General features: G+C 73.8%; 18 protein-coding genes. 8 read left to right on the top strand and 10 right to left on the bottom strand.

The genetic code is table 11. The features are described from left to right. Positions 1-12: 12 nt before the first annotated feature. On the top strand, positions 13-249 hold the full coding sequence (locus ACZ62B_RS08630; RefSeq protein ID WP_344562923.1) for a hypothetical protein: 237 nt from the start codon (positions 13-15) through the stop codon (positions 247-249). Between the two features lie 48 nt (positions 250-297). Here the strand turns inward: ACZ62B_RS08630 and ACZ62B_RS08625 are convergent, their stop codons facing one another. From ACZ62B_RS08625 to ACZ62B_RS08600, 6 genes are all read right to left on the bottom strand, one after another. Beyond that, entirely contained in the window at positions 298-1,518 is a 1,221-nt protein-coding gene (locus tag ACZ62B_RS08625) for an FAD-dependent monooxygenase (RefSeq protein WP_469689516.1), read from the bottom strand. Further along, complete coding sequence (locus ACZ62B_RS08620) at positions 1,515-2,921, bottom strand: MFS transporter (RefSeq protein WP_344562927.1); 1,407 nt, start codon at positions 2,919-2,921, stop codon at positions 1,515-1,517. The genes ACZ62B_RS08625 and ACZ62B_RS08620 overlap by 4 nt, the downstream gene beginning before the upstream one ends. A 106-nt stretch (positions 2,922-3,027) precedes the next feature. Further along, entirely contained in the window at positions 3,028-5,571 is a 2,544-nt protein-coding gene (locus ACZ62B_RS08615) for an FtsX-like permease family protein (RefSeq protein WP_468720851.1), read from the bottom strand. After that, complete coding sequence (locus ACZ62B_RS08610; RefSeq protein ID WP_469689514.1) at positions 5,568-6,449, bottom strand: ABC transporter ATP-binding protein; 882 nt, start codon at positions 6,447-6,449, stop codon at positions 5,568-5,570. The genes ACZ62B_RS08615 and ACZ62B_RS08610 overlap by 4 nt, the downstream gene beginning before the upstream one ends. 134 nt (positions 6,450-6,583) lie before the next feature. After that, positions 6,584-7,291, bottom strand: coding sequence for a response regulator transcription factor (locus ACZ62B_RS08605; RefSeq protein WP_344562933.1), 708 nt, complete (start codon positions 7,289-7,291; stop codon positions 6,584-6,586). Between the two features lie 12 nt (positions 7,292-7,303). After that, positions 7,304-8,536, bottom strand: coding sequence for a sensor histidine kinase (locus ACZ62B_RS08600; protein WP_469689512.1), 1,233 nt, complete (start codon positions 8,534-8,536; stop codon positions 7,304-7,306). A gap of 446 nt (positions 8,537-8,982) precedes the next feature. Here ACZ62B_RS08600 and ACZ62B_RS08595 point away from each other — a divergent pair, with 446 nt between their 5' ends. From ACZ62B_RS08595 to ACZ62B_RS08575, 5 genes are all read left to right on the top strand, one after another. After that, on the top strand, positions 8,983-9,756 hold the full coding sequence (locus ACZ62B_RS08595; RefSeq protein ID WP_344562937.1) for a polysaccharide deacetylase family protein: 774 nt from the start codon (positions 8,983-8,985) through the stop codon (positions 9,754-9,756). A 213-nt stretch (positions 9,757-9,969) separates the two neighbouring features. Further along, positions 9,970-10,914, top strand: coding sequence for an RNA polymerase sigma factor SigJ (sigJ, locus tag ACZ62B_RS08590; RefSeq protein WP_344562939.1), 945 nt, complete (start codon positions 9,970-9,972; stop codon positions 10,912-10,914). A 99-nt stretch (positions 10,915-11,013) separates the two neighbouring features. Further along, positions 11,014-12,213 (top strand): NAD(P)/FAD-dependent oxidoreductase, encoded by a 1,200-nt coding sequence (locus ACZ62B_RS08585; protein WP_469689508.1) that lies wholly within the window; start codon positions 11,014-11,016, stop codon positions 12,211-12,213. Positions 12,214-12,260: 47 nt separating this feature from the next. Then, positions 12,261-12,680: a hypothetical protein gene (locus ACZ62B_RS08580; RefSeq protein ID WP_469689506.1), complete on the top strand. Its 420-nt coding sequence runs from the start codon at positions 12,261-12,263 to the stop codon at positions 12,678-12,680. 100 nt (positions 12,681-12,780) lie between these two features. Then, the gene (locus ACZ62B_RS08575) at positions 12,781-13,617 is read left to right on the top strand and encodes a DUF2182 domain-containing protein (RefSeq protein WP_469689504.1); all 837 of its coding nucleotides are present in this window, start codon (positions 12,781-12,783) and stop codon (positions 13,615-13,617) included. 19 nt (positions 13,618-13,636) lie between these two features. Here the strand turns inward: ACZ62B_RS08575 and ACZ62B_RS08570 are convergent, their stop codons facing one another. The 4 genes from ACZ62B_RS08570 to ACZ62B_RS08555 all read right to left on the bottom strand — a co-directional run bounded on the left by ACZ62B_RS08570 (position 13,637) and on the right by ACZ62B_RS08555 (position 17,610). After that, complete coding sequence (locus tag ACZ62B_RS08570; protein ID WP_468720867.1) at positions 13,637-14,293, bottom strand: DUF1326 domain-containing protein; 657 nt, start codon at positions 14,291-14,293, stop codon at positions 13,637-13,639. Positions 14,294-14,477: 184 nt separating this feature from the next. Beyond that, a complete protein-coding gene (locus ACZ62B_RS08565; RefSeq protein WP_468720869.1) occupies positions 14,478-16,025 on the bottom strand; it encodes a DEAD/DEAH box helicase in 1,548 nt (515 codons plus the stop codon). Positions 16,026-16,269: 244 nt separating this feature from the next. Then, positions 16,270-16,473, bottom strand: coding sequence for a cold-shock protein (locus tag ACZ62B_RS08560; protein ID WP_344562951.1), 204 nt, complete (start codon positions 16,471-16,473; stop codon positions 16,270-16,272). Between the two features lie 228 nt (positions 16,474-16,701). After that, positions 16,702-17,610: a hypothetical protein gene (locus tag ACZ62B_RS08555; protein WP_469689501.1), complete on the bottom strand. Its 909-nt coding sequence runs from the start codon at positions 17,608-17,610 to the stop codon at positions 16,702-16,704. 382 nt (positions 17,611-17,992) lie between these two features. On the opposite strand from ACZ62B_RS08555, the gene ACZ62B_RS08550 reads away from it, so the two are divergent. Next, positions 17,993-19,084 (top strand): acyltransferase family protein, encoded by a 1,092-nt coding sequence (locus ACZ62B_RS08550; RefSeq protein WP_344562955.1) that lies wholly within the window; start codon positions 17,993-17,995, stop codon positions 19,082-19,084. Positions 19,085-19,390: 306 nt separating this feature from the next. After that, positions 19,391-21,712, top strand: coding sequence for an esterase-like activity of phytase family protein (locus tag ACZ62B_RS08545; protein WP_469689499.1), 2,322 nt, complete (start codon positions 19,391-19,393; stop codon positions 21,710-21,712). The last annotated feature ends 8 nt before the right edge of the window (positions 21,713-21,720 follow it).

Genomic DNA, 21,720 nt, shown 5'->3' with positions numbered 1-21,720 from the left:
TAATATGCCAGTATGTCCAGAACGAGAGAGCAGCCGACGCCGCCCCGGGTCACGTACGTGTGCCGCTCGTGCGGACACCCCGTGGACGCCGTCCTGGAGCGGCACAAGACGATGGGCGTCTACGTCCCCGCATGGACCGCCGGTCCCTGCCACAACGCGAAGTGCTCCGACTACGTACCCGAACAGGTATCGGTCACCTCCGTACGCGGCGAGACCTGGCGGACGCTCACCGGCTGGCGGCGCGACTGAACCGGAGGGGCGGCCGCCGGCCGGCAGGGGCCCGACCCGGCCCGGCCGTCACGCCGGGCGCGGGGGCTCGGGCAGGGTGAGCGCCGTATGAGCCGGTTTCCCCTCCGCCGGGGGCATGGCGCCGAGGCCGCGGAGCCTGTCGTTCCGCTGCTTCAGGGCCTGGGTGGTGGTGGGGAAGAGCGTGGCGCCGCCCTGGCCGACCAGTTCCTGGTTCAGGGTCACGAACTCCCGGGTGTCGCGTTCGTAGGCGGCGAAGCCCGCGACATGGTCCCGGTCCGCGAGGCGGTCGGCGAGCATGTACGCGCCGACGAGGGCGAGGCTGGTGCCCTGTCCGGTGAGGAACGAGGGCGCGTACGCGGCGTCGCCGACCAGCGCGACCCTGCCGCTGGACCAGCGGGGCATGCGGATCTGGCCGACCCCGTCGAAGAACAGGTCCTCCGCCTCGCGCAGGGCGGCCAGCATGCCCGGGACCTCCCATCCCGCGTCGGCGAAGACCTCGGCGACCAGCTCGCGTTGGGCCCGCGGGTCCCGGAACGCGTCCCTGGGCGGCTCCGGCCGGGCGAAGTTCAGGAAGGCGTGCACCTCGTCGTCGTCCCCCACGGCGTAGAGCGCCGCGGCCCTGCCCGGAGAGTTCCACATCACGGTCTCGTGGGAGAGCCCGAAGGTGTTGTGCATGGTGAACACGGCGAAGCAGTAGCCGAGGTAGTGGTGGAACCGCTCTTCGGGGCCGAACAGCATCTCCCGGGTGCGCGAGTGCATGCCGTCCGCGCCGAACACCAGGTCGAAGGTGCGGCTGCCGCCCCCGCGGAAGGTGACGTCGACCCCGTGGCCGGTCTGGTCGAGGGTGTCGACGGAGTCGTCGAACAGGAACTCCACGTCGTCACGGACCGCCGCGTACAGAGCGTCGGCCAGGTCCCCGCGCCGTACCTCCAGGTCCCGTCCCGCGACGCCTCCGGTGACGGCGTGCGGGTGCAGGGAGGTCACCTCGCCGCCGTCCGCGTCGAGGAAGGTCAGCCGTCGCAGGTCGATGTGCGCGTCCCGCAGCCGCGGCAGGATCCCCATCCTCCGGACGACCTCCAGCGCGGTGCCGCGCACATCGATGGGATAGCCGCCCCCGCGCAGGGTGGGCGCCTTCTCCACGACCGTGACCGCGTATCCGTGGCGGTTCAGCCAGAACGCGAGGGCGGGCCCCGCGATGCTGGCCCCGGATATCAGGACCTTGCGCCTCGGCGTGCCACGGACATCCGTCAACTGATCGGTGAGGGTCATTCCTTGACTCCTTTGGGCATGGTGCGAGTGACGAACAAGGCCAGCGACGTGACGACGCCGGCCAGGACGAAGCCGGTGACGTAGGCCGATTCGGCCGCGACCTCCGACCCGGAAGGGGTCGCGGCGGTGAGGAGCGCACCACCGAGCTGCCCGCCCACGGCGTAGCCGAGTACGCGGCTCACCAGGATCAGGCTGGTGGCGATGCCGGTGTCCTCGGCCCCGACGGCCGTGGCGGTGCTGGTCATCATCGCCGTGACGCACAGGCCGTTGGCCAGCGCGATCAGTGCCTTGCCGACGACGAGGTGCCAGACCTCGGTGTGCACGGACGCCAGGACGACCAGGGAGACGGCCATCATGACGACCCCGGTGTCGACCACGGCACGCGAGCCGAAACGCCGGTCCCCGATCCCGCCGAGCGGCCCGGCCAGCGTCGCGGCGACGGCGCCGGGCAGCAGGAAGAGGCCGATCTCGGTGGCGCCGGCGCCGAATCCGTACCCGTCGCCGCGTTCGTCGAGCAGCTGCGGAACGAGATAGACCGCCATCGAGGTGCCGAGGCAGATCACGAACGTCAGCACGCACGCCTTCCAGATCGCGGGCCGTGCCAGCATGTGCAGATCGATCATCGGGGAGGCCGCACGCCGTTCGACGGCCACCCAGCCGGTGACGAAGACGGCCAGAAGCACGACGAGGGCGCCGAGCACGAGTGGTTGCGAGGCCGCTTCGGGGGCCAGCGCGAGAACGAGCATGAGCGTGACCAGCATCCCGCTCAGGAGCAGCAGGCCGGGCCAGTCGATGCCGGCGTCGTCCGACCCGCCCGGCCGGTCGGACGGCATGAGCCTGTTCACGAGCAGGGTGGCCCCGACGACCGCGATCGTGGGCAGCGCGAACATCCAGTGCCGGGAGAGCCCTTCCGCCACCGGACCGGCCGACAGCATGCCGACCATCCCGCCCCCGACGAAGAGTCCGCTGACCACCCCGATGGCGACCTTCGACTCTCCCGGGGGCAGGTTCTTGCGCACGACGATGAACGACAGGGGCAGCGCCCCCACCATCGCCCCCTGCAACACCTGCCCGAGCAGCAGCACGGGCAGGTTCGGGGCCAGGGCGGACACCGTGCCGCCGACCGCGACGACCGCCATCAGCCGGATCAGGACCCGTTTCCCGCCGTAGCGGTCGCCGAACCTGCCCGCCAACGGCGTGATGAGCGCACCGGTGACGAGGAGCACGATGCTGAGCAGCGCTCCTTCGGACTGGCTCATGTCCAGTTCGCGTTCCAGGAGCGGGATCGTCGGTGACACCACCGACTCCAGAGCGCCGGTGGACAGGGCCAGTAAGCCGAGGGCTCCGACAGCGGCCTTCCCGATGGTGACCGGGGGAGCCGGGGGAGCCGGGGTTGTGGTCATGAGTGTCCTTTCCGTCATTGCCGGATGAGGAAGGGGGCGGCGGGGCGGCACGGGGTGGGAGCCGGGTACGGGAGCCGGTGCGATGCCGGCCGCCGCCCCTGACGGGCTAGGGCCGGCGGCGCAGCGCGGCCCGGGCCGGCAGCGTGACCGCGAGCAGGGCCAGGCCGCCGGCGGCGACCGCGAAGGACCCGTACAGCAGCGGGGGCACGTACGGCAGGTCACCGGTCACGCCGCTCATCATCGGGATCAGCGTGGCCGCGGCGATCGCGGAACCGAGGACCAGGCCCACCACGGCGACCAGCAGGCCCTCCCAGCGGAGCATCGTCATCACCTGACGTCGGGTGGAGCCGACGAGGCGCAGCATGCCCAGCTCGCGGCGGCGGTCCAGGACCGTCATCACCAGGGTGTTGACCGCGGCGACGGCGGCGAACCCGCCGAGGACCGCGGCCATGGTGTTGTTCATCCAGGCGCCCAGCCTCGCGTCGCGGTTCTGCTCGGTGGCGTAGCCGGAGGCGTCGGTGACCTCGCCCAGGGCGGTGAGCGACTGCTCCGAGCCGCCCCGCACCAGGAGCGTGCTGTCGAAGCCCGAGGTGACGTGCCCGGCCAGGGACGCCCGGTCCATGGTCACCGTGGCCAGGCCGAGGCCGCGGCCGTAGACCGCGACGATCTCGGGGCTGACCTCCGTCCCGTCGGGGAGGTAGAGCGGGAGCCGGTCGCCGACGCCGGCGTCCGCCGAGGTCGCCAGGGTCCTGTCGATGGCGATGCGGCCCTCGCCGAGCCGGTCGAGACTGCCGTCGCGTACGTCCAGGTCCTGCACCTTCGCCAGCTCGGCGCCGGAGCCGGTGACGCCCTGGGTGGCCGCGCCCTGGAGCGCCTTGAACTCACCGGAGCCGGTCGGCACGAGCACCTGCGTGTTCAGCAGCCCGACGGCCGCCTCGACACCCGGCGCGCGGGCGGCGCGTGCCACCGCGTCCACCGGGAGCCCGGCCGGGTCCGTCACCACGTGGTCCGCGGTGATGCCCGCGCGCAGCTGCTTGTCCGCGGCGTGGGTCTCGCTCGTGTGCATGAACACGAGGGTCGAGGAGAAGGCCACGGCGAGCACGATCGGGGTGATCGCGGAGGCGAGGCGGCGGGCGTTGGTACGGGAGTTGGCGGCCGCGAGCTCGGCCGCCGGGCCCGCGCCGCGCAGCGGGAGGCCGAACAGACCGGCGCACAGCCGGGCCACCAGCGGGCCGAGCAGCCCGACGGCGAGCATGAAGAGCATGACGACGCCGAGGGCGGCGCCGGCCGCGTCGTCCCCGGTGGAGCGGGCGGACACGCCGGTGAGGATCGCGCCTCCGACGAGGGCGCCGACACCGAGGAGGATGCGGACCGGGCCGGGCCGCAGCCGCTCCACGGACGCCTCCGACAGCGCCTGCCCCGGCTTGATCCTCGCGGGCCGGCGCCCGGCCGCCCAGCCCGCGCCGAGCGCGGTGAGCAGCCCCACGACGACGGCGGCCAGCAGCGGGAGCCCGGAGACGTGCAGGTCCACGGCGCGCGGGACGGCGCCGCGGTCCTGGAGCTGCCCGAACCACCAGTGCGCGAGCCCGATGCCGGGCAGACAGCCGATGATCCCGGCGAGCGGCGCGACGAGCAGTGCCTCGGAGGCGACCGCGCGGCGGACCTGCCGCGGGGTGGCGCCGACGGCGCGCAGCAGGGCGAACTCGCGGGCCCGCTGACCGACCGAGAGCGCGACGGTTCCGGCGGCGGTGAAGACGGCGACGATGGCGGCGATGCCGCCGAAGGAGCCGCCGATCCCGAAGAGCGTCACCTTGGCGTACCCGAGGCCCGGGTCCTCGACGGCACCGCGGTCGTCGCCGGTGTGGACCTGGACGCCGGAGCCGGCCAGGGCCTGCTTCACGGCGTCGGCGAGGGCGCCGGCGCCGGTGCCGTCCTCCGCCAGCACGACGACGGCGTCGGCCTTGCCGGGATGCCCGGCGAGCAGGGGGGCCTGGGAGTCGGCGAACCAGGCCAGGGCGCCCGCCCCGCCGAAGTCGCGGGAGGTCTCCGCGGGGCCGGCCTCGGCGAGGCCCGCGACACGGAAGTCCCGCTGACCGGCGGCGGTCTCCAGTACGACGGTGTCGCCGACCGCGGCGTGCGCGGCGCGGGCCGTGCCCACGTCGAGCACGACCTCCCCCTCGCGGGGCGCGGAGCCGGTGGTCAGCGAGGTGCCGGTGAAGGTGTGCGAGCCCCATCCGTGCGCGGTGAGCACACCGCCCGGAACGGTCGGCGCACGGGCGCCGGAGCCGGCGCCGTCGTCCGACGCGCGCACCGGGAAGGTGAAGTCCGCGACGGCGGTGGCCGCGCCCGGCGCCCCGGCGGCCCTCGCCGCAAGACCGGCGTCCATCCGCGCCGTGTCCGGCAGGGGCGTCGCCTCCTTCTCGCGGTCCTCGCCGCTGCCGGTGACGACGTACTCGTTCTGGTCCGCCGCCACGACGACCGGCGCGTTCGCGTACCGTTCCGGCGGCACGGAGGCGCGCAGACCGGTCTCGAGCAGGATTCCGCAGGCCGAGACGATCAGTGCGGACATCAGCAGCGCGAGGAAGGTCCCCGCGAAGGACGCGGGCTTGAAGCGGACGGCCTCACGGGCGAGTCCGTTGGGGCGCCTCATGCCGCCACCCCCGCCATCGCACCGGCGCGGGAGGCGCGCGAGGTGAGCACGGCCATCCGTGCCGCGATCCGCTCCGCCGAACCGCGCTCGAGGTGGTCGGCGAAGGCGCCGTCGGCGAGGAACAGCACACGGTCGGCCCAGGCGGCCGCGACCGGGTCGTGGGTGACCATGACGACGGTGGCGCCCAGAGCGTCCACGGCGTTGCGCAGCAGGCCGAGGACCTCGGCGGCCGTGCCGGTGTCGAGGGCGCCGGTGGGTTCGTCCGCGAAGATCACGTCGGGGTCGGTGACCAGGGCACGGGCGACGGCCACGCGCTGCTGCTGGCCGCCGGAGAGCTCTCCGGGCCGGCGCCTCGCCTTGTCGGCGAGCCCGACCCGGGCGAGCACCTCCTGCGCCCGGCGCCGGTCCTGGCGCTGCCCGGCCAGGCGCATCGGGAGCAGGACGTTCTGCTCCACGGTCAGCGACGGCAGCAGGTTGAACGCCTGGAAGACGAAGCCGAGCCGGCTGCGGCGCAGCTCGGTGAGCTCGTTCTCGTTCATGCCGGTGATCTCCGTGCCGCCGAGGCGCACGGATCCCGCGGTCGGCCGGTCGAGCCCGGCGGCGCACTGCAGGAAGGTGGACTTGCCGGACCCGGACGGGCCCATGACCGCGGTGAACGTGCCGCGCGGCAGGGCGAGGTCGACGCCCGCCAGTGCGTGCACCGTGCCCGCCCCGCGGCCGTACTGCCGCCGGACGTCACGCAGTTCGACGGCGAGACCGGGCGTGGCGGCCGGGACCTCGGTCCGGTTGTCCGCCTCCGGCCGGTTGTCCGCCTCCGGCCGGCTGTCCGCCTCCGGCCGGTTGTCCGCCTTCTGCCGCTTGTCCCTGCGTAGCCTCATGTCCCGTCTCCCTCGTACGCGCACTTTCCGTGACGGGTGAAGAGTGCGGGGACGGCTGTGCGCAGGGCGTCATACCGGGGAGCCGATGTGGGGGTGCTACCCCGGTAGGGGGTGGAGGAGGGGCGGGGGCGGTCCTACTCGCCCGGGGCCACCAGCCCCGACTCGTAGGCGAAGACCACCGCCTGGGCGCGGTCGCGCAGGTCGAGCTTGGTGAGGACGCGGCTGACGTGCGTCTTCACCGTCTGCTCGGCCAGTACCAGCGTCTGCGCGATCTCCCCGTTCGACTGGCCGCGGGCCACCAGGGTGAGGACCTCGGTCTCGCGTTGCGTCAGGCCCTTGAGCCGCAGCGCGGGCTTGCCCCGGGAGACGGGACGCTGCCTGGCGAAGTCCGCGATGAGGCGGCGCGTCACGGAGGGGGCGAGCAGCGCGTCGCCCGAGGCCACGACGCGGACCGCCGCGATGAGGTCGGCCGGCGGCGCGTCCTTGAGCAGGAAGCCGCTCGCGCCCGCCCGGAGCGCCTCGTAGACGTAGTCGTCGACGTCGAACGTGGTGAGCATCAGCACGCGCGGCCGGTGCTCCCCCACTGCCTGAAGGGCGTGGGAGGTGCCCCCACCACCGGGTGCCGGCTCCAGGATGCGGCGTGCGGCCTCCAGCCCGTCCATCTCGGGCATCCGCACGTCCATCAGCACGACGTCCGGGTGGGTACGCCGGCTCAGCTCGACGCCCTGCGCGCCGTCGGGGGCCTCGCCCACCACGTCGATGTCGCTCTGGGCGGCCAGCAGCGCGGCGAAGCCGGCCCGCACCATGGCCTGGTCGTCGACGATGATGACGCGCGTCGTCACGTGAAGTCCTTTTCAGTCGGGGGGGTTCAGAGGAAGCCGGGCGGCGACCCGGAAGCCGCCGTCCGGCAGCGGCCCCGTGTCGAGGCTGCCGCCGACGAGCCGCACCCGCTCGCGCATGCCGACGAGCCCGTGCCCGGTGCCGCCCGCCTCGAGCGGCCCGCCGGACGGCTGGGGCGGAGGTCCGTTGACGACCAGGACGGTGAGCCGCGCACCGTGCTGCGGATCGGGCTCCGTCACCGACAGCGACACCCGCGTGCGGGCACCCGGCGCGTGCCGGACGACGTTCGCGAGGGCCTCCTGGACGATCCGGTACGCGGACAGGCCCACCGCCTCGGACACCTCGACGTCGCAGGGGGTGAACTCCACCGGCCCCACGGTCCTCGCCGTCGCCTCCACCAGCTGCCCGATCTGCGCCAGGCCCGGCTGGGGCGCGAGCTCGCCGTGCGTCTCCTCGTTCCGCAGCACGCCGAGGAGGCGGCGCATCTCGCCGAGCGACTCCCGCGCGGTCGCCGCGATGGACGTGAACTCCTCCCGCACGTCCGGCGGCAGCCGCTCGAGGCGGTACTCCGCGGTGTCCGCCTGCACCGTGATGACGGACATGTGGTGCGCCACCACGTCGTGCAGCTCGCGCGCGATCCGGGCGCGCTCCTCCAGCAGCGTCCGCCGGCCGCGCTCGGCCTCGCTGATCGTCTCCTGCTCGACCAGCCTGCGCTGCACCTCGTACCGCTCGCGCAGCACGCCGCCCAGCAGGAGCGCGACGCCGCCGAGGATGGTGAACAGCGACTCCTCGGCCCCGAAGCCGTGCGGCGGGACGAACCCCAGGCCGACGTTCGCGCCCGCCGTGGCGAGCCACACCAGCACCAGCGTCCGGCGCCGCTCGCGCAGCCCCAGGGCGAGGCAGAGGGCGACGTACCCGACGAGTTCCATGGGCGGGAACGGCCACAGCAGCCGCTCCTCGAAGTCGACGGCGAGCAGGGCCAGCGCCCCGGCCACGTCCGCGACGAAGACCACGCACCAGGCCTGCAGCGGCCGTACGACGGCGAGCAGCAGCGGCGCAGCCTGCGCGACGGCCAGCCCGCCGGCGACGGCCCCGTTCAGGCCGTAGTCGGCGGTGAGGACCACGATGGTGGTGGGCAGCAGGGCGACGCACAGCACGAACGCCAGAGCCCACGGCAGCACCCGCACCCATCGCCGTGAGGCCCCCGCGAGCAGTGCGCGCGGACGTTCCTCCTCCACCGGGGTCATGGACATCAGCCTATGGCCGCGGGACGGCGTCGGGGGACACGCGACCGCCGGGCGGGCCCCGGGTGCGGGCGTGGCGTGCCGGGGAACAGGTGGTGCTCGATCCTGAGGCGGCGCATCCGTCCGTCTCCCTCCGTCTCGGCCGTGGGAGGACGAGAAGGTAGCGGCGCGGTGGGCACCGGGGCGTCACACCGGGGAGCCAGGACGCGGTGATACCCGGGTAGGGGGTGCGCCGGGCCCGGTCACCGCGCGGCACGGGCCGCACCGCCCCCGTGTCCTGGTGCGTACGCGCCACGGGCCGGCCCGCCGCCCGTCGAGTTGTCCGCGAACTCCCCCGGCATTGTCCGTGATCGGTAACGGACGCAGCCCGAGGGCACCGGACCCCGTCATGTCAGGTGGGCCCGGGGTGACCGGGGTCCGGCGGACAACTACGCGAGGGCGGGGCGGACATGGCACGGCACGGCGGCGGGCGGGGCTGGTACGGCAAGCTGGTCGGGGCGGCGCTCGGGGTGACGGTGCTGGCCGTCGGCGCCTCGGTGTGGACCGCGCAGGCCGACCCCGTGGGCGGCCCGTCGCCGAAGGCGACCGCGTCCGCCGCGCCGGTCGGCGACTCCACGCCGGTCGACAAGAGCATCGTGCACGCCTCGGACGCGGGGGCGCGCGGCGTCAACATCACCATCGACGACGGCCCCGACCCCGCCTGGACGCCCCAAGTCCTCGACATCCTGCGGGAGCACGGGGTGAAGGCCACGTTCTGTGTGACGGGGATCCAGGCCCAGGCCCACCCGGACCTCGTGAAGGAGGTCGTCGCGGCCGGGCACCGGCTGTGCAACCACACGGTGTCGCACGACACCACCATGGACAAGAAGTCCGAGGCCTACCAGTCGAAGGAGATCCTCGACGCCGAACGCATGATCATCAAGGCGTCCGGGGGCGTACGGTCGATGTACTACCGCGCCCCCGGCGGGGCCTTCACCCCCTACAGCCGCGAACTGGCCGCCTCCCGGGGCATGCGCCCGCTGGGCTGGAACGTCGACACCAAGGACTTCGAGCAGCCGGGCGCCGACGCCATCGTCGCCACCGTCCAGCGGGAGATCTCCAACGGGCCGACCGTCCTCTTCCACGACGCGGGCGGCGACCGCGCCCAGACCGTCGAGGCCCTGCGCCGCGTCCTGCCCTGGCTCAAGGAGCAGGGTTACACCTTCGGCTTCCCGGTGCGCTGAGCCCGCGGTCCCTCCGCGACCGCCACGACGCGGAGGGACCGGCGTCCGCCCGGCTCGACGGTGCTGAAGGGGTCCGCCGGAAGCGCGCGTCAAAGCGGCCTCGGGACGCGTTCGTCCCCGGCGGGAACGCCGGGTGCTCCCCGTGGGAGTCCCGGCAGGCGTCCGGAGCCACCGCCCGCGCCCCCGGGACCAAGCCGGGCTAGGATCCGGAGCATGGCCCTGACCGTGGAGGACGTGGACCGGTTCGAGGCCTCCAGGCCCCGTCTGGAGGCCATCGGCTACCGCCTCCTCGGCTCCGCGAGCGAGGCCGAGGACGCCGTGCAGGAGACGTTCCTGCGCTGGCAGGCCGCCGACACCGGCCGCATCGAGGTCCCCGAGGCCTGGCTGACGAAGGTGCTCACCAACCTGTGCCTCAACCAGCTCACCTCGGCCCGCGCCCGGCGCGAGACCTACGTGGGCGAGTGGCTCCCCGAGCCGCTGCTCGCCGGCGACCGGATGCTCGGCCCCGCCGACACCGCCGAACAGCGCGAGTCGGTCTCGTACGCCGTCCTCGTCCTGCTGGAACGTCTCTCCCCCAACGAGCGGGCGGTGTACGTGCTGCGGGAGGCCTTCGACTACCCGCACCGGGAGATCGCCGGGATCCTCGACCTCACCGAGGCCGCCAGCCAGCAGATCTTCCACCGGGCCAGGAAGCGCGTCGCGGACGGCAAGGCCCGTACCGAGATCGACGAGGCCGCCGCCCGGCGGGTCGTCGACGAGTTCCTCGCCGCCGCCACCAGCGGCCGGACCGAGCCGCTCGTGCGGCTGCTCACCCAGGACGCCGTCGCGGTCGGCGACGGCGGCGGGAAGGTCCCGGCCCGCGCCAAGGCGTTCGAGGGCGCGCTCGCGGTCGCGACGTTCATGCGGGGCCTGTTCAAGCCGGGCAAGGCCAAGCGCGACCTCGTGGGCGGCTCGCCCGGCGTCCACGCCACGACCGCCAACGGCGACCCCGCCCTGGTGGCGGTCCTCGACGGGCGGATCGTCGGCATCATGTGCTTCGCGGTCACCCCCGAGGGCATCACCGCGATCCGCAGCCAGGTGAACCCCGACAAGCTGGAGCGCGCGACCCGGCTCTGGGCGGGCACCGACCACGGAGAACCCCTGCTCGTCGCCTTCTGAACATCATGTGACGCACGTCACTCCCGCTCCTGTCAGGAAACGGCGGGCCGCCCGGTTCAAGGGGCGACCCGCCGAAGAGCCGACGACAGGAGCAGGGAAATGCAGCACCGCATCATCGTCCTCGGAGCCGGATACGCCGGAGCCGTCGCCGCCGGGCGCCTGGCCAAGCGGCTGCGCCGCGAAGACGTCGCGATCACCCTCGTCAACGCCGAGCCCGACTTCGTCGAACGCGTCCGCATGCACCAGCTCGCGGTGGGCCAGGAGCTCAGGCCCCGCCCCCTCGGCGAGATGTTCGCGGGCACCGGCGTGGAACCGGTGGTCGCGAAGGTGACGGGCGTGGACGCCGACCGCAGGACGGTCACCGTCACCGACGGCACCGGGGGAAGCGAGGAACTGACGTACGACACCCTCGTGTACGCCCTCGGCAGCGGCTGGGACACCCACGGCGTCCCCGGCACCGCCGAACACGCCCACCAGATCGCGAGCCGCCCCGGCGCCCTCCGGCTGCGCGAGCGCCTGGCCGCCCTGGAAGCGGGACGGCCCGTGGTCGTGGTCGGCGGCGGCCTCACCGGCCTGGAGGCCGCGACCGAGATCGCCGAGTCCCGCCCGGACCTCGACGTCTCCCTCGCCGCCCGCGGCGAACTCGGCGACTGGCTCTCCGCCAAGGGCCGCCGGCACCTGCGCAAGGTCGTCGACGGGCTCGGCGTCACGGTGCACGAACAGACGTCCGTCACCGCCGTCGGGGCCGACCACGTCACCACCGCCGACGGCCGCTCCCTCCCGGCCGCGGTCACCCTGTGGACCACCGGATTCGCCGTCCACCCGCTCGCCGAGGCCACCACCCTGGAGACCACCGGCACCGGCCGGATCGTGGTCGACTCCACCATGCGCTCCCTCTCGCACCCGCAGGTGTACGCCATCGGCGACGCGGCACTGGTACAGGGCCCCGGCGACAAGCCGCTGCGGATGTCGTGCGCCTCGGGCGTCCCCACCGCCTGGCAGGCCGCCGACGCCATCGCGGCCCGCCTGACCGGCGGCAAGCTCCCCAGCACGCCGATGCGCTACTTCAACCAGTGCATCTCGCTGGGCCGCAAGGAGGGCCTGATCCAGTACGTCACCGCCGACGACCGCTCCGTCGACGTGGCCCTGACCGGACGCCTCGCCGCCCTCTACAAGGAACTGGTCTGCAAGGGCGCGGCCTGGGGCGTGGCCAACCCGACCCTCGGCGTTCCGAGCCGCCGCCGCGCCCTGGCCCACGAGCCGGCCGCCCCGGCCACCCCGCTCAGGCCGGCGGCCTGAACGGGGCGGGGCTGTACGCGAGGGAGCGTCTGGTGTTGTGTCGTGGCGTGGACACAACACCGGACGTACCGCGTACCCGCTCCTGCCTGACCGGGGCGGGCGCCGCGCTCTTCGGTGCCGCCGTGGGCGGTGCCGCCTGGTCACTGGCCGTCTGGGCGCGCGCGTACTGCGACGCGGGCTTCGACTCCGGCGGACGGTTCGAACTCAACTTCCTGCTCCCTCTGGTCGTGGGAGCCGAAGCGGTCGCCGGGCTCGCGGCGTGGGCGGTCGGCCGGCGTCTGGCGCCGCACGCGCCGGCGGCGGCGCTCCGGGTCCTCCTGCCCGCGTTGCTGGTGGTCGTCGTGACGGTCTGGCCGGCGTGGTGGTTCTTCGCGACGCGGGGGACTCTGGACGGCTACCCCGGTGACTCGGGCCTCTGCCCGGCGAGCAACGTCCCGCCCCAGTGGCCCGCCTGGATCCCCGCCTGACGTGACGGGCTCTTCGCGCTTCCCCGGCCGCCGCGCGGCGTGAGGTCGCGGCGTGCGGGGATGCGTGCTGTCCTGGAGACGGCGGCAGGAGTACACGCCGATGCGCCACAGCCGGACTTCCCCTCCCACTCCCGCCCGGCCGGCCGCGCCGACCGGGGCGGGCGGGGGTCTGCTGCCGTTCCGGGAGCTCGCGGTCGCCTGGTTCCTGGTCGTCCTGATCGCGGTGCCCGCCTGGGTCCTCACCCTCGGGCAGGCCGGGGACATGGGCGTCGGGCCCGGCACGATGGGGATGGCGCTGCCGCTGTTCCTGCTGCTGTGGGTGACGATGACGGCGGCCATGATGCTGCCGTCCATGGCGCCGGTGGCCCTCACCTGGGTGCGGGGGATCGGCCGGCGGTCCTCCGGCCGGGCGCGGGCCGCGCGCACCGCCGGGTTCGTGGGCGGGTACCTGCTCGTGTGGACCGCCTTCGGGGTCCTCGCCTACGCGGCCCTGTCCCTCACCGGCGACCTGGCGGACGACCGTCCGACGGCGGGACGCTGGATCGGCGCGGTGGCCTTCCTGGTCGCGGGTCTGTACCAGCTCGGCCCCCTCAAGAACGTCTGTCTGCGGCACTGCCGCGACCCCATGGGCCAGCTCGTGCGGTACGCCGCGTTCCGCCGGCCCGCCCGCGACCTGCGGGTGGGCGTCCACCACGGCGCCTACTGCGTCGGCTGCTGCGCGGGACTGATGGCCGTCCTGATCCCGCTCGGCGTGATGAACGTGGCGGCGATGGCGGGACTGGCCGTGGTGATCTTCGTGGAGAAGCTGTGGTCCCGCGGTCCGCTGCTCGCCCGGGTCGTGGGCGTGGCGTTCCTCGTCCTGGCCGTGCTCGCCCCGTTCCAGGACTGGCTGCTGCCCGGCCTGACGGGAACGACGCACCCGATGCCCGGCATGTGAGGGGGCCCGCCCCGGTCCTCTACTCCGGTCCGCTCCAGTCGAACCGGAAGTGCTTGCTCGACTTCCCCGAGCGTTCCCAGGAGAAGCCGAAGGCGTCGGCGCGGTCGGTGGTGGCCCGGCCCCAGGTGGCCACCTGGCCCGGTCCGACCTCGGCGCCGGGCGCGTTGTGCACCTGGACCCGTGCGCCGTCCGGCGTCGTCGGGCCGGTGAGCGCCTCGGCCGTGGCCGTGACCCGGCCGGGGATCTCCGCCCGCCACGCCGCGAGGTCCTCGTCGATCTCCACGTGGACGGGGGCGACGTCCGTGCCGCGCATCTCGGGGTGGAACATCTCCCCGAACTGCGCGGGCCATCCGCCCGCCTCACCGCCGAAGACGGCTCCGAGCGCGGCGCGCTGCCGCTCGTCGGCCCGGTCGTCGAGGAAGACCGCGGCGTAGGAGTCGGTGTGCGTGCCGGCCCAGGCGTTGCCGGTGAAGGAGCCGAGCATCAGGACGTTGAGACCGTCGAGCCGCACGTCGCCGAAGTTGCCTTCCCTGATGTGCCAGACCAGTACGCCTTCGCAGTCGCCGTAGGTCGGGGGCTGGGCGAACGTACAGGGACACGGTATGGCGCACTTGCACACGTCGAACCAGTCGCCGGCCAGGTGCCAGCGCGTACCGGTGGTGACCTGCTCTGTCATCTCGCTTCCCTCCTGCCGGGCCCCAGGGGCCCACTCGGAGTGGCGAGACCGCGTGTCCCGAGCCCGCACCCGGGACGGCGAGGCGGCCTCCCTTCCAGCTTGCACCTCACCACCGGGCGGGGGAACCCCACCCGGTGGCACCCCCTCGCCGCGCCGGAGCACCGTGCTCGCGGTCCCGGCGGTTCTAGGCGGCCGGGCCGGAGTCGGGGCGTCGCTGTGTCCTGCGGCGGCCCTCCTCGCCGGCCGGACGGCCCTGGCCGGCCGGACGGCCCTGGCCCGCGGGACGGCCCTGGCCCGCGCGGCCCCGGCGGCCCCGGCGGCTGCGGGAGGGGGAGGACGTGGCGCTGGGGCGTTCCACGGACGGCACGGCGATGACGACCGGGACACCGGAAGGGGCCTGGGCGCCTGTGATGCGGCTCAGCTCCGCCTCGCCCGAACGCACCTGGGTGATCCGGGGGGTGATGCCCGCCGAGGCCATCAGCCGGCTCATGTCGCGGCGCTGACCGGGCGTCACCAGGGTGACGACGCTGCCGGACTCCCCGGCGCGGGCCGTACGGCCGCCGCGGTGCAGGTAGTCCTTGTGGTCGGTGGGCGGGTCCACGTTGACGACCAGGTCGAGGTTGTCGACGTGGATTCCGCGCGCGGCGACGTTGGTCGCCACCAGCACCGTCACGTCCCCGCTCTTGAACTGGGCCAGGGTCCGCGTGCGCTGCGGCTGGGACTTGCCGCCGTGCAGGGCCGCGGCGCGGACACCGCTGCTCAGGAGGTGCTTGGTCAGCCGGTTCACCGCGTGCTTGGTGTCGAGGAACATGATCACTCGGCCGTCCCGCGCCGCGATCTCGGTGGTCGTTTGGTGCTTGTCCTCGTCGTGCACGTGGAGTATGTGGTGCTCCATCGTGGTGACGGCGCCCGCCGACGGGTCGACGGAGTGGACCACCGGGTCGGTCAGGTAGCGGCGGACCAGACGGTCGACGTTGCGGTCCAGGGTGGCCGAGAAGAGCATCCGCTGCCCGTCGGGGCGCACCTGGTCGAGCAGGGCGGTGACCTGGGGCATGAAACCCATGTCGGTCATCTGGTCGGCCTCGTCGAGGACCGTGATGCCGACGTCGTCCAGCGCGCAGTCGCCCCGGTCGATCAGGTCCTTGAGCCGTCCGGGCGTCGCGACGACCACCTCGGCCCCGGCGCGCAGCGCACCGGCCTGCCGGCCGATGGACATCCCGCCGACGACGCTGACCGGCCGCAGGCCCACGGAGCGGGCGTACGGGGTGAGCGCGTCGGTGACCTGCTGGGCGAGCTCGCGGGTGGGGACGAGGACGAGGGCGAGCGGCCGTCGCGGCTCGGCCCGCCGTCCCGCCGTACGGGCCAGTACGGCGAGGCCGAAGGCGAGGGTCTTGCCCGAGCCCGTACGGCCCCGGCCGAGTACGTCACGGCCGGCCAGGGAGTTCGGCAGCGTCGCCGCCTGGATCGGGAACGGCTCGGTCACGCCTTCGCGGCCGAGCGTGGCCAGCAGCCGCGCGGGCATGTCGAGATCGGCGAACGACTCGACGGCGGGCAGCGCGGGCGTGATCGTCTCCGGCGGCGCGAACTCGCCCTGTACGGCCGTCCGTCCGGCCTGCCGGTTTCCGTGACCCTTGGAACGGCGCGGGCCGCCGGAGCGGGGGGAGCCCGAGCGGGGGGCGCCGGGGCCTCCCCCGGAACGGTCATGGGTGCGGGACGTGCGGGCACGCTTCATGCGGAACCTTCCTTGATGGGGCGCGTACCAAGGAATTCCCGCAGCACATGGGCGGCGCAGAGAATCTCGAGACGAGCCGAAGTCGATGGGGGCCGGGCCGGGCCGGTGGAGCGGCCGACGGAGAATACGTCACCGGCCGGTGAGGTGGTGGAGCCGCCCCGTCACACGACCGGAAACGCGGCGAGCCGGGGCCCGCACCCCAGAGGTGCGGGCCCCGGCTTCGAAGTACGCGTCGACGCCGGTGTCAGGCGGGAACGATGTTCTCGGCCGTCGGGCCCTTCTGGCCCTGCGCGATGTCGAACGACACCTTCTGGCCCTCGTGCAGCTCGCGGAAACCCTGGGCGACGATGTTCGAGTAGTGGGCGAAGACGTCGGGGCCGCCGCCGTCCTGCTCGATGAAGCCGAAGCCCTTTTCCGGGTTGAACCACTTCACAGTGCCGGTAGCCATGTCATTTCTCCTTCGGAGGCGTTATCGGGAATTCACCCTGCGCGAATTCCGTGTCGCCGTGATGATCAACCCGTAGGAAATGAACCCGCTGGCAACCACACCTGCAACCGATACCGACACTAGCACGGTGCGATCGGCCCCGCGTGATCGATAATTCCGTCCCGGTCGACGACCTGGGAATACGTACCGGGCCCGGCACCTATTCCTCCTGTCGCACGCGGATATCGGTCACGGCGTCTCGCCGCGCATCCGCTTCGCGGCCCGGCCCAGCAGGAACATGGCGCCCAGGCAGATCACGGTGACCGTGCCCCCGACGGCGAGGGCCCTGGGCTCGCCGTTCTTGACGCCGTTGACCAGCATCAGCGCACCCACCGCCATGATCACGGAGTACAGGGCACGGCCCACCTTGGCGCCGGCCGGGATGACCCGGAGCAGTTGCGGGATGGTGCTCGCCGCCGCCGCGCCCAGCGCGGCCGGGACGGAGACGCCGAGGAGCAGGGCGCCGAAGCCGAACGAGTTGCCGTAGGCGCCCCATCCGGCACCCATGACGAGCAGCCAGCCGGCGGCTCCCAGGGACAGCACGACGAGCAGGCCGTTGATGTAGGCGGCGAGCGTCGCGGCCTTGCGCGCACCCGGCAGATGCGCGGCCGGGGACCGCCAGGCGTCCGGGGTGATCTGCCGCAGTTGGCGGCGCAGGGCCGCCGACCTCTGGAACCCGGCGGCGCCGACGGCCAGCAGGGCGAGGCCGATGAGCGCGGCGATGAAACCGGCGGGCTGCTCGGTGATGCCGTGGTGAAGTCCGCCGAAGGTGAGCGGGATGCCCAGCACATAGCCGATGGCGAGCATCTTGCTGCTCTTCTGGATCTTCATGACCAACTCGCGCTGGTTCACGGTGAGCCCGGGATCGATCACCATGTGGGCATCACCGACCCGCTGGAGCGGTGTCGGCTGCGGAGACCAGTTGCCCTGCTGGGGCTGCTGGGGTGGGTGGGGCTGGTACGGCTGCTGGGGGTAGGGGCCCTGGGGCGGGTAGGACCCTTGGGGCGGCGGGTACGGCCCCTGGGGCGGGTACGGCCCTTGGGGCGGCGGGTACGGCCCCTGGGGCTGGTACGGCCCCTGCGGCTGCCCTGGATACATGCGTGTCTCCCCCGAAACGGTGCGTGTCGTCGGCCCGCGAGTCTGCCACAGACGCGCCCGCGTCCCCCACCCGTGACGGGAAGCGGCACCGGCGGCCGTCAGCGCCCGGTTCGTCGACGGGCTGCCGTGCGAGCGCGACGGCAGCCGTGCTCTTCGTTCCGCCGACCCGGTGATCGGGGGCGGAAGAGGCATGCGCCCGCGGTTTCCGGAAAGGCGGAACGAGTTACTCCCATGTAGTCGGCAGCGGGGAGCGATCTCGTTCATGGCTCAGGAAGCGGGCCCGGCGACAGCAGAAGGATCCGGTACGGGGACGAAAGCGGCACAGCCGCGCGGACGCGTCAGACCCACCCCGGCGGGAGGCGGCCGGGGCTTTCCGTCCGCGGTGGCGCGCAGCGGGCGGGTGAGCGGCCTGGACGGGCTGCGGACGGTGGCGGTCGCGCTGGTGCTCGTCTACCACGTGTCCCCGGACATGCTGCCGGGCGGCTCGGTCGCCGTGGACCTCTTCTTCACCATCAGCGGCTTCGTCATCACCCGGCTGCTGCTCGCCGAGTACGCCCGCACCGGCGGCGTCGCCCTGCTCCCCTTCTACCGGCGGCGCTGGCTGCGGCTCGTCCCCGCGCTGCTGGCCCTGTGCGCGGTCTGCGCGATCCTGTCGGCGACCACCTCGCTGTGGAGTTTCGACAACTCCCTGCCGGCGGCGGGGCTGTCGGCGCTGTTCCTGGTCAACGTCGTACGGGCCACGGAGTCCGGGCCGTACGGCGACATGATGGGGCCGCTCGCGCACACCTGGTCGCTGGGGGTGGAGGAGCAGTTCTACCTGTTCTGGCCGCTCGTGCTGCTGGTGCTGCTGCGGTACGCCCGTGCCCGCACGGTGCTGCTCTGCACGGCGGCCCTGTGCGCGCTGCCCGTGCTGTGGCGCTTCGCCCTGTGGCAGCCGGACGCGGTCCACCGCATCTACAACGGCACCGACACCCGCGCCGACCAGCTGCTGGCCGGCGCCCTCGTCGCCGTGGTCCTGGCGCGGCTGCGCGCCGACGATCCCCGGCTGGCGGTCCTGCGCACCTGGGCGGGCCGGCTGGCCTGGCCGGCGCTGGGCCTGCTGGCGCTGGCGGCCTGGCGGATGCCGGTGACCGCCGGCGCGGGCCCCTGGACGGCCTGCTGGTACACCGTCGGGTTCCTGCTGGTGGCGGCCCTGTCCGCCACCTTGGTCACGGCCCTCGAACTGCGCCCCGCCCAGGGGCTCTCCCGGCTGCTCTCGCTCACGCCGCTGACCTGGGTGGGCCGCAACCTGAGCTACGGCATCTACCTGTGGCACTACCCCGTCGTACGCCTGCTGGCCTCCCTCGGCATGACGGACGGACTCCTGCCGGCCACGGCCGTACTGACCGTCCTGCTGGCCCTGCTGTCGTACTACGCCATCGAGGCACCGTCCCTGCGCCGGGCCCGGCGCCCCGCACCGGTCCCGGCGCTCTGATCGGCTCCCGCCGGACCCCGGCCCCGCACCGCGTCGGCCGCCGGGTGTTCCCGTCTCGCGTGCGCGTGGTCCCGTCGCGTGGACGACCGGGGGCGGGGGCGAAGCCGCCGCCGCGACGGTCCGGACGGCACGAGCGTCACGGGGCCCCGGCCCGGGACGGCCCGCGACACCGGTCCGCGATACAGGTCCGCCCGCCGGACCGCCTCCGACGTACCCGGTGTTCGCCCGTTGTTCACCGGGGCATCCGCCCGCGCTGGCCCCCGGCTGCGACGATCCGGCTCCGCAGTGGATCACACCGGAGGAACGATGCTCCCGAAGAGAACCCACGCCGCGCTCGCGGCCCTGGCCGTGACCGCGGGCGCCCTGGCGGGCGCGGGCGTGGCGCACGCGGGTCACGGGAAGGGCGCGGACCACGGCCGGCACCGGCCGGCCGCGTTCGAACGCACCGCGACCTATCCGGTCTTCCAGAACCGTCCGGCCGGTGAGGACGCCGCCTCCGAGACCGTCGCCGAGATCTCGGCGACCAGCGAGGACGGCCGCACGCTCGTCTACACGGACGCCGTCGCCCGGCGGATCGGCTTCCTCGACATCAGCGACCCCGACCGGCCCGAGGGCCTGGGCACGCTGTCCCTGGCCTCGCTGGGCGACGCCGAGGACGAGCCGACGTCCGTGACGGTCGTCGGGAGCCATGTGCTGGTGGTGGTGAACACCAGCGCCTCCTACACCGAGCCCTCCGGCCGCCTCGACGTCATCTCGCTGCGCACCCGTACCCGGGTGGCCAGCCACGACCTCGGCGGGCAGCCCGACTCGATCGCGCTGAGCGAGGACAAGCGGTACGCGGCCATCGCGATCGAGAACGAGCGCGACGAGGAGGCCGCCCCGGCCGGCGGCGAGGAGGGGGACCTGCCGCAGGCGCCCGCCGGGTTCGTACGGATCGTCGATCTGAAGGGGTCCTCGCCGGCCGGATGGGACCTCCGGAAGGTCGCGCTGACGAAGGCCGACGGGTCCGCGCTGCCCGTACTGGCCGCCGCCGGGATCGCCGGGCCCACCGACCCGGAGCCGGAGTACGTCTCCGTCAACGGCCGCGGACAGCTCGCCGTGACCCTCCAGGAGAACAACGGCGTCGTCCTCGTCGACCTGCCCACCGGACGGATCACCAAGGCGTTCACCGCGGGCACCGCCTCCGTCGACGGGATCGACACCGTCGAGGACGGCGTGATCGACCAGACCGGCTCGATCACCGACGTGCCGCGCGAGCCGGACGCGGTCGGCTGGATCGACGACCGCTACCTGGCCACCGCCAACGAGGGCGACTGGAAGGGCGGCACGCGCGGCTGGAGCGTCTTCGACAGCCGCACCGGGAAGGTCGTCTGGGACGCGGGCAACACCTTCGAGCACATCGCCGCCCGCCACGGGCTGCTCCCCGAGGACCGCGCCGAGAACAAGGGCACCGAACCCGAGGGCCTGGCGATCGCCGCGTACGACGGCGTGCGGTACGCCTTCGTCGGTTCCGAGCGCGGCAACTTCGTCGCCGTGTACGACATCAGCAGGCCCACCCGGCCGGTGTTCGAGCAGGTGCTGCCGACGACCAACGGCCCCGAGGGGCTGCTGCCGATACCGTCGCGCGGCCTGCTCGCGGTCTCCAGCGAGGAGGACGACGCCGAGGCGGGCGTACGGGCCTCGGTGAGCCTGTTCCGCCTGGGCAGGGGCACGCCCGCACAGCCGTCCCTCGTCTCGGACGAGGACTCCGCCGGCGCGCCGATCGGCTGGGGCGCGCTCGGCGCGCTGTCGGCCGTGCCGGGCCGCGCCCACGAGCTGTACACCGTCACCGACGCCGCGTACGCCACGACGCGCATCCTCACGATCGACACGAAGCGCGAGCCGGCCGTCGTCAAGCGGGAGCTGACCGTCAAGGACGCCGACGGCGCCCCGGCCGGCTACGACGCCGAGGGGATCTTCGCCCGTCCGCAGGGCGGCTTCTGGCTGGCCGTCGAGGGCAGGACCGGTGCCGGGAACCGGCTGGTGCGCCTGGACCGCTCCGGTGTCACCCGGCAGGTCGTCCCGCTGCCGGCGGACGTCGCCGCGCATCTCGGCTCGCAGGGCTTCGAGGGCGTCACCGCCACCACCGACGCCCGTGGCCGCGAGATCGTGTGGGCCACGCTCCAGCGCGAGGTGAGGACGGACCCGGCGGGCGTCGTCCGGCTCGGCCGCTACGACGTCCGGGCCGGCACCTGGAGCTGGTACGGCTACCGGCTCGGCACCACCACCACGGCCGGCGACTGGATCGGGCTGTCCGAGATCACGGTGGTCGGCGACCGGCTCGCCGTCATCGAGCGCGACAAGCTGAGCGGCCCGGCCGCGAAGGTCAAGCGGATCTACACGGTCGCCCTGCCGAGGACCGCCGCCCCGGCGGGCACGCTCCCCGTCCTGCCGAAGCGGCTCGCCCACGACGTGCTGCCCGACCTGCGGGCCACGAAGGGCTGGACGCAGGAGAAGCTGGAGGGCCTCACCGTGGCCGGCGACGGCCGCGTCCACGCCGTCACCGACAACGACGGCCTGAACGACTCCACCGGCGAGACCGTCTTCCTGAACCTCGGCAGCAGCCGCCGGATGTTCGGCCGCGGCTGACCCGTCGC

This window comes from Streptomyces sp. NPDC053426, from assembly GCF_055585405.1.
The sequence above is the reverse complement of the archived record's forward strand: the minus strand, read 5'-3'. Positions and strand labels throughout refer to the sequence as shown.

What these genes read in the sequence shown, in the direction of transcription:
- ACZ62B_RS08630 (WP_344562923.1), top strand. Translation starts at nt 13, where the DNA reads ATGTCCAGAACGAGAGAGCAGCCGACGCCGCCCCGGGTCACGTACGTG.
- ACZ62B_RS08625 (WP_469689516.1), bottom strand. Translation starts at nt 1,518, where the DNA reads ATGACCCTCACCGATCAGTTGACGGATGTCCGTGGCACGCCGAGGCGC.
- ACZ62B_RS08620 (WP_344562927.1), bottom strand. Translation starts at nt 2,921, where the DNA reads ATGACCACAACCCCGGCTCCCCCGGCTCCCCCGGTCACCATCGGGAAG.
- ACZ62B_RS08615 (WP_468720851.1), bottom strand. Translation starts at nt 5,571, where the DNA reads ATGAGGCGCCCCAACGGACTCGCCCGTGAGGCCGTCCGCTTCAAGCCC.
- ACZ62B_RS08610 (WP_469689514.1), bottom strand. Translation starts at nt 6,449, where the DNA reads ATGAGGCTACGCAGGGACAAGCGGCAGAAGGCGGACAACCGGCCGGAG.
- ACZ62B_RS08600 (WP_469689512.1), bottom strand. Translation starts at nt 8,536, where the DNA reads ATGACCCCGGTGGAGGAGGAACGTCCGCGCGCACTGCTCGCGGGGGCC.
- ACZ62B_RS08595 (WP_344562937.1), top strand. Translation starts at nt 8,983, where the DNA reads ATGGCACGGCACGGCGGCGGGCGGGGCTGGTACGGCAAGCTGGTCGGG.
- sigJ (WP_344562939.1), top strand. Translation starts at nt 9,970, where the DNA reads ATGGCCCTGACCGTGGAGGACGTGGACCGGTTCGAGGCCTCCAGGCCC.
- ACZ62B_RS08585 (WP_469689508.1), top strand. Translation starts at nt 11,014, where the DNA reads ATGCAGCACCGCATCATCGTCCTCGGAGCCGGATACGCCGGAGCCGTC.
- ACZ62B_RS08575 (WP_469689504.1), top strand. Translation starts at nt 12,781, where the DNA reads ATGCGCCACAGCCGGACTTCCCCTCCCACTCCCGCCCGGCCGGCCGCG.
- ACZ62B_RS08570 (WP_468720867.1), bottom strand. Translation starts at nt 14,293, where the DNA reads ATGACAGAGCAGGTCACCACCGGTACGCGCTGGCACCTGGCCGGCGAC.
- ACZ62B_RS08565 (WP_468720869.1), bottom strand. Translation starts at nt 16,025, where the DNA reads ATGAAGCGTGCCCGCACGTCCCGCACCCATGACCGTTCCGGGGGAGGC.
- ACZ62B_RS08560 (WP_344562951.1), bottom strand. Translation starts at nt 16,473, where the DNA reads ATGGCTACCGGCACTGTGAAGTGGTTCAACCCGGAAAAGGGCTTCGGC.
- ACZ62B_RS08555 (WP_469689501.1), bottom strand. Translation starts at nt 17,610, where the DNA reads ATGTATCCAGGGCAGCCGCAGGGGCCGTACCAGCCCCAGGGGCCGTAC.
- ACZ62B_RS08545 (WP_469689499.1), top strand. Translation starts at nt 19,391, where the DNA reads ATGCTCCCGAAGAGAACCCACGCCGCGCTCGCGGCCCTGGCCGTGACC.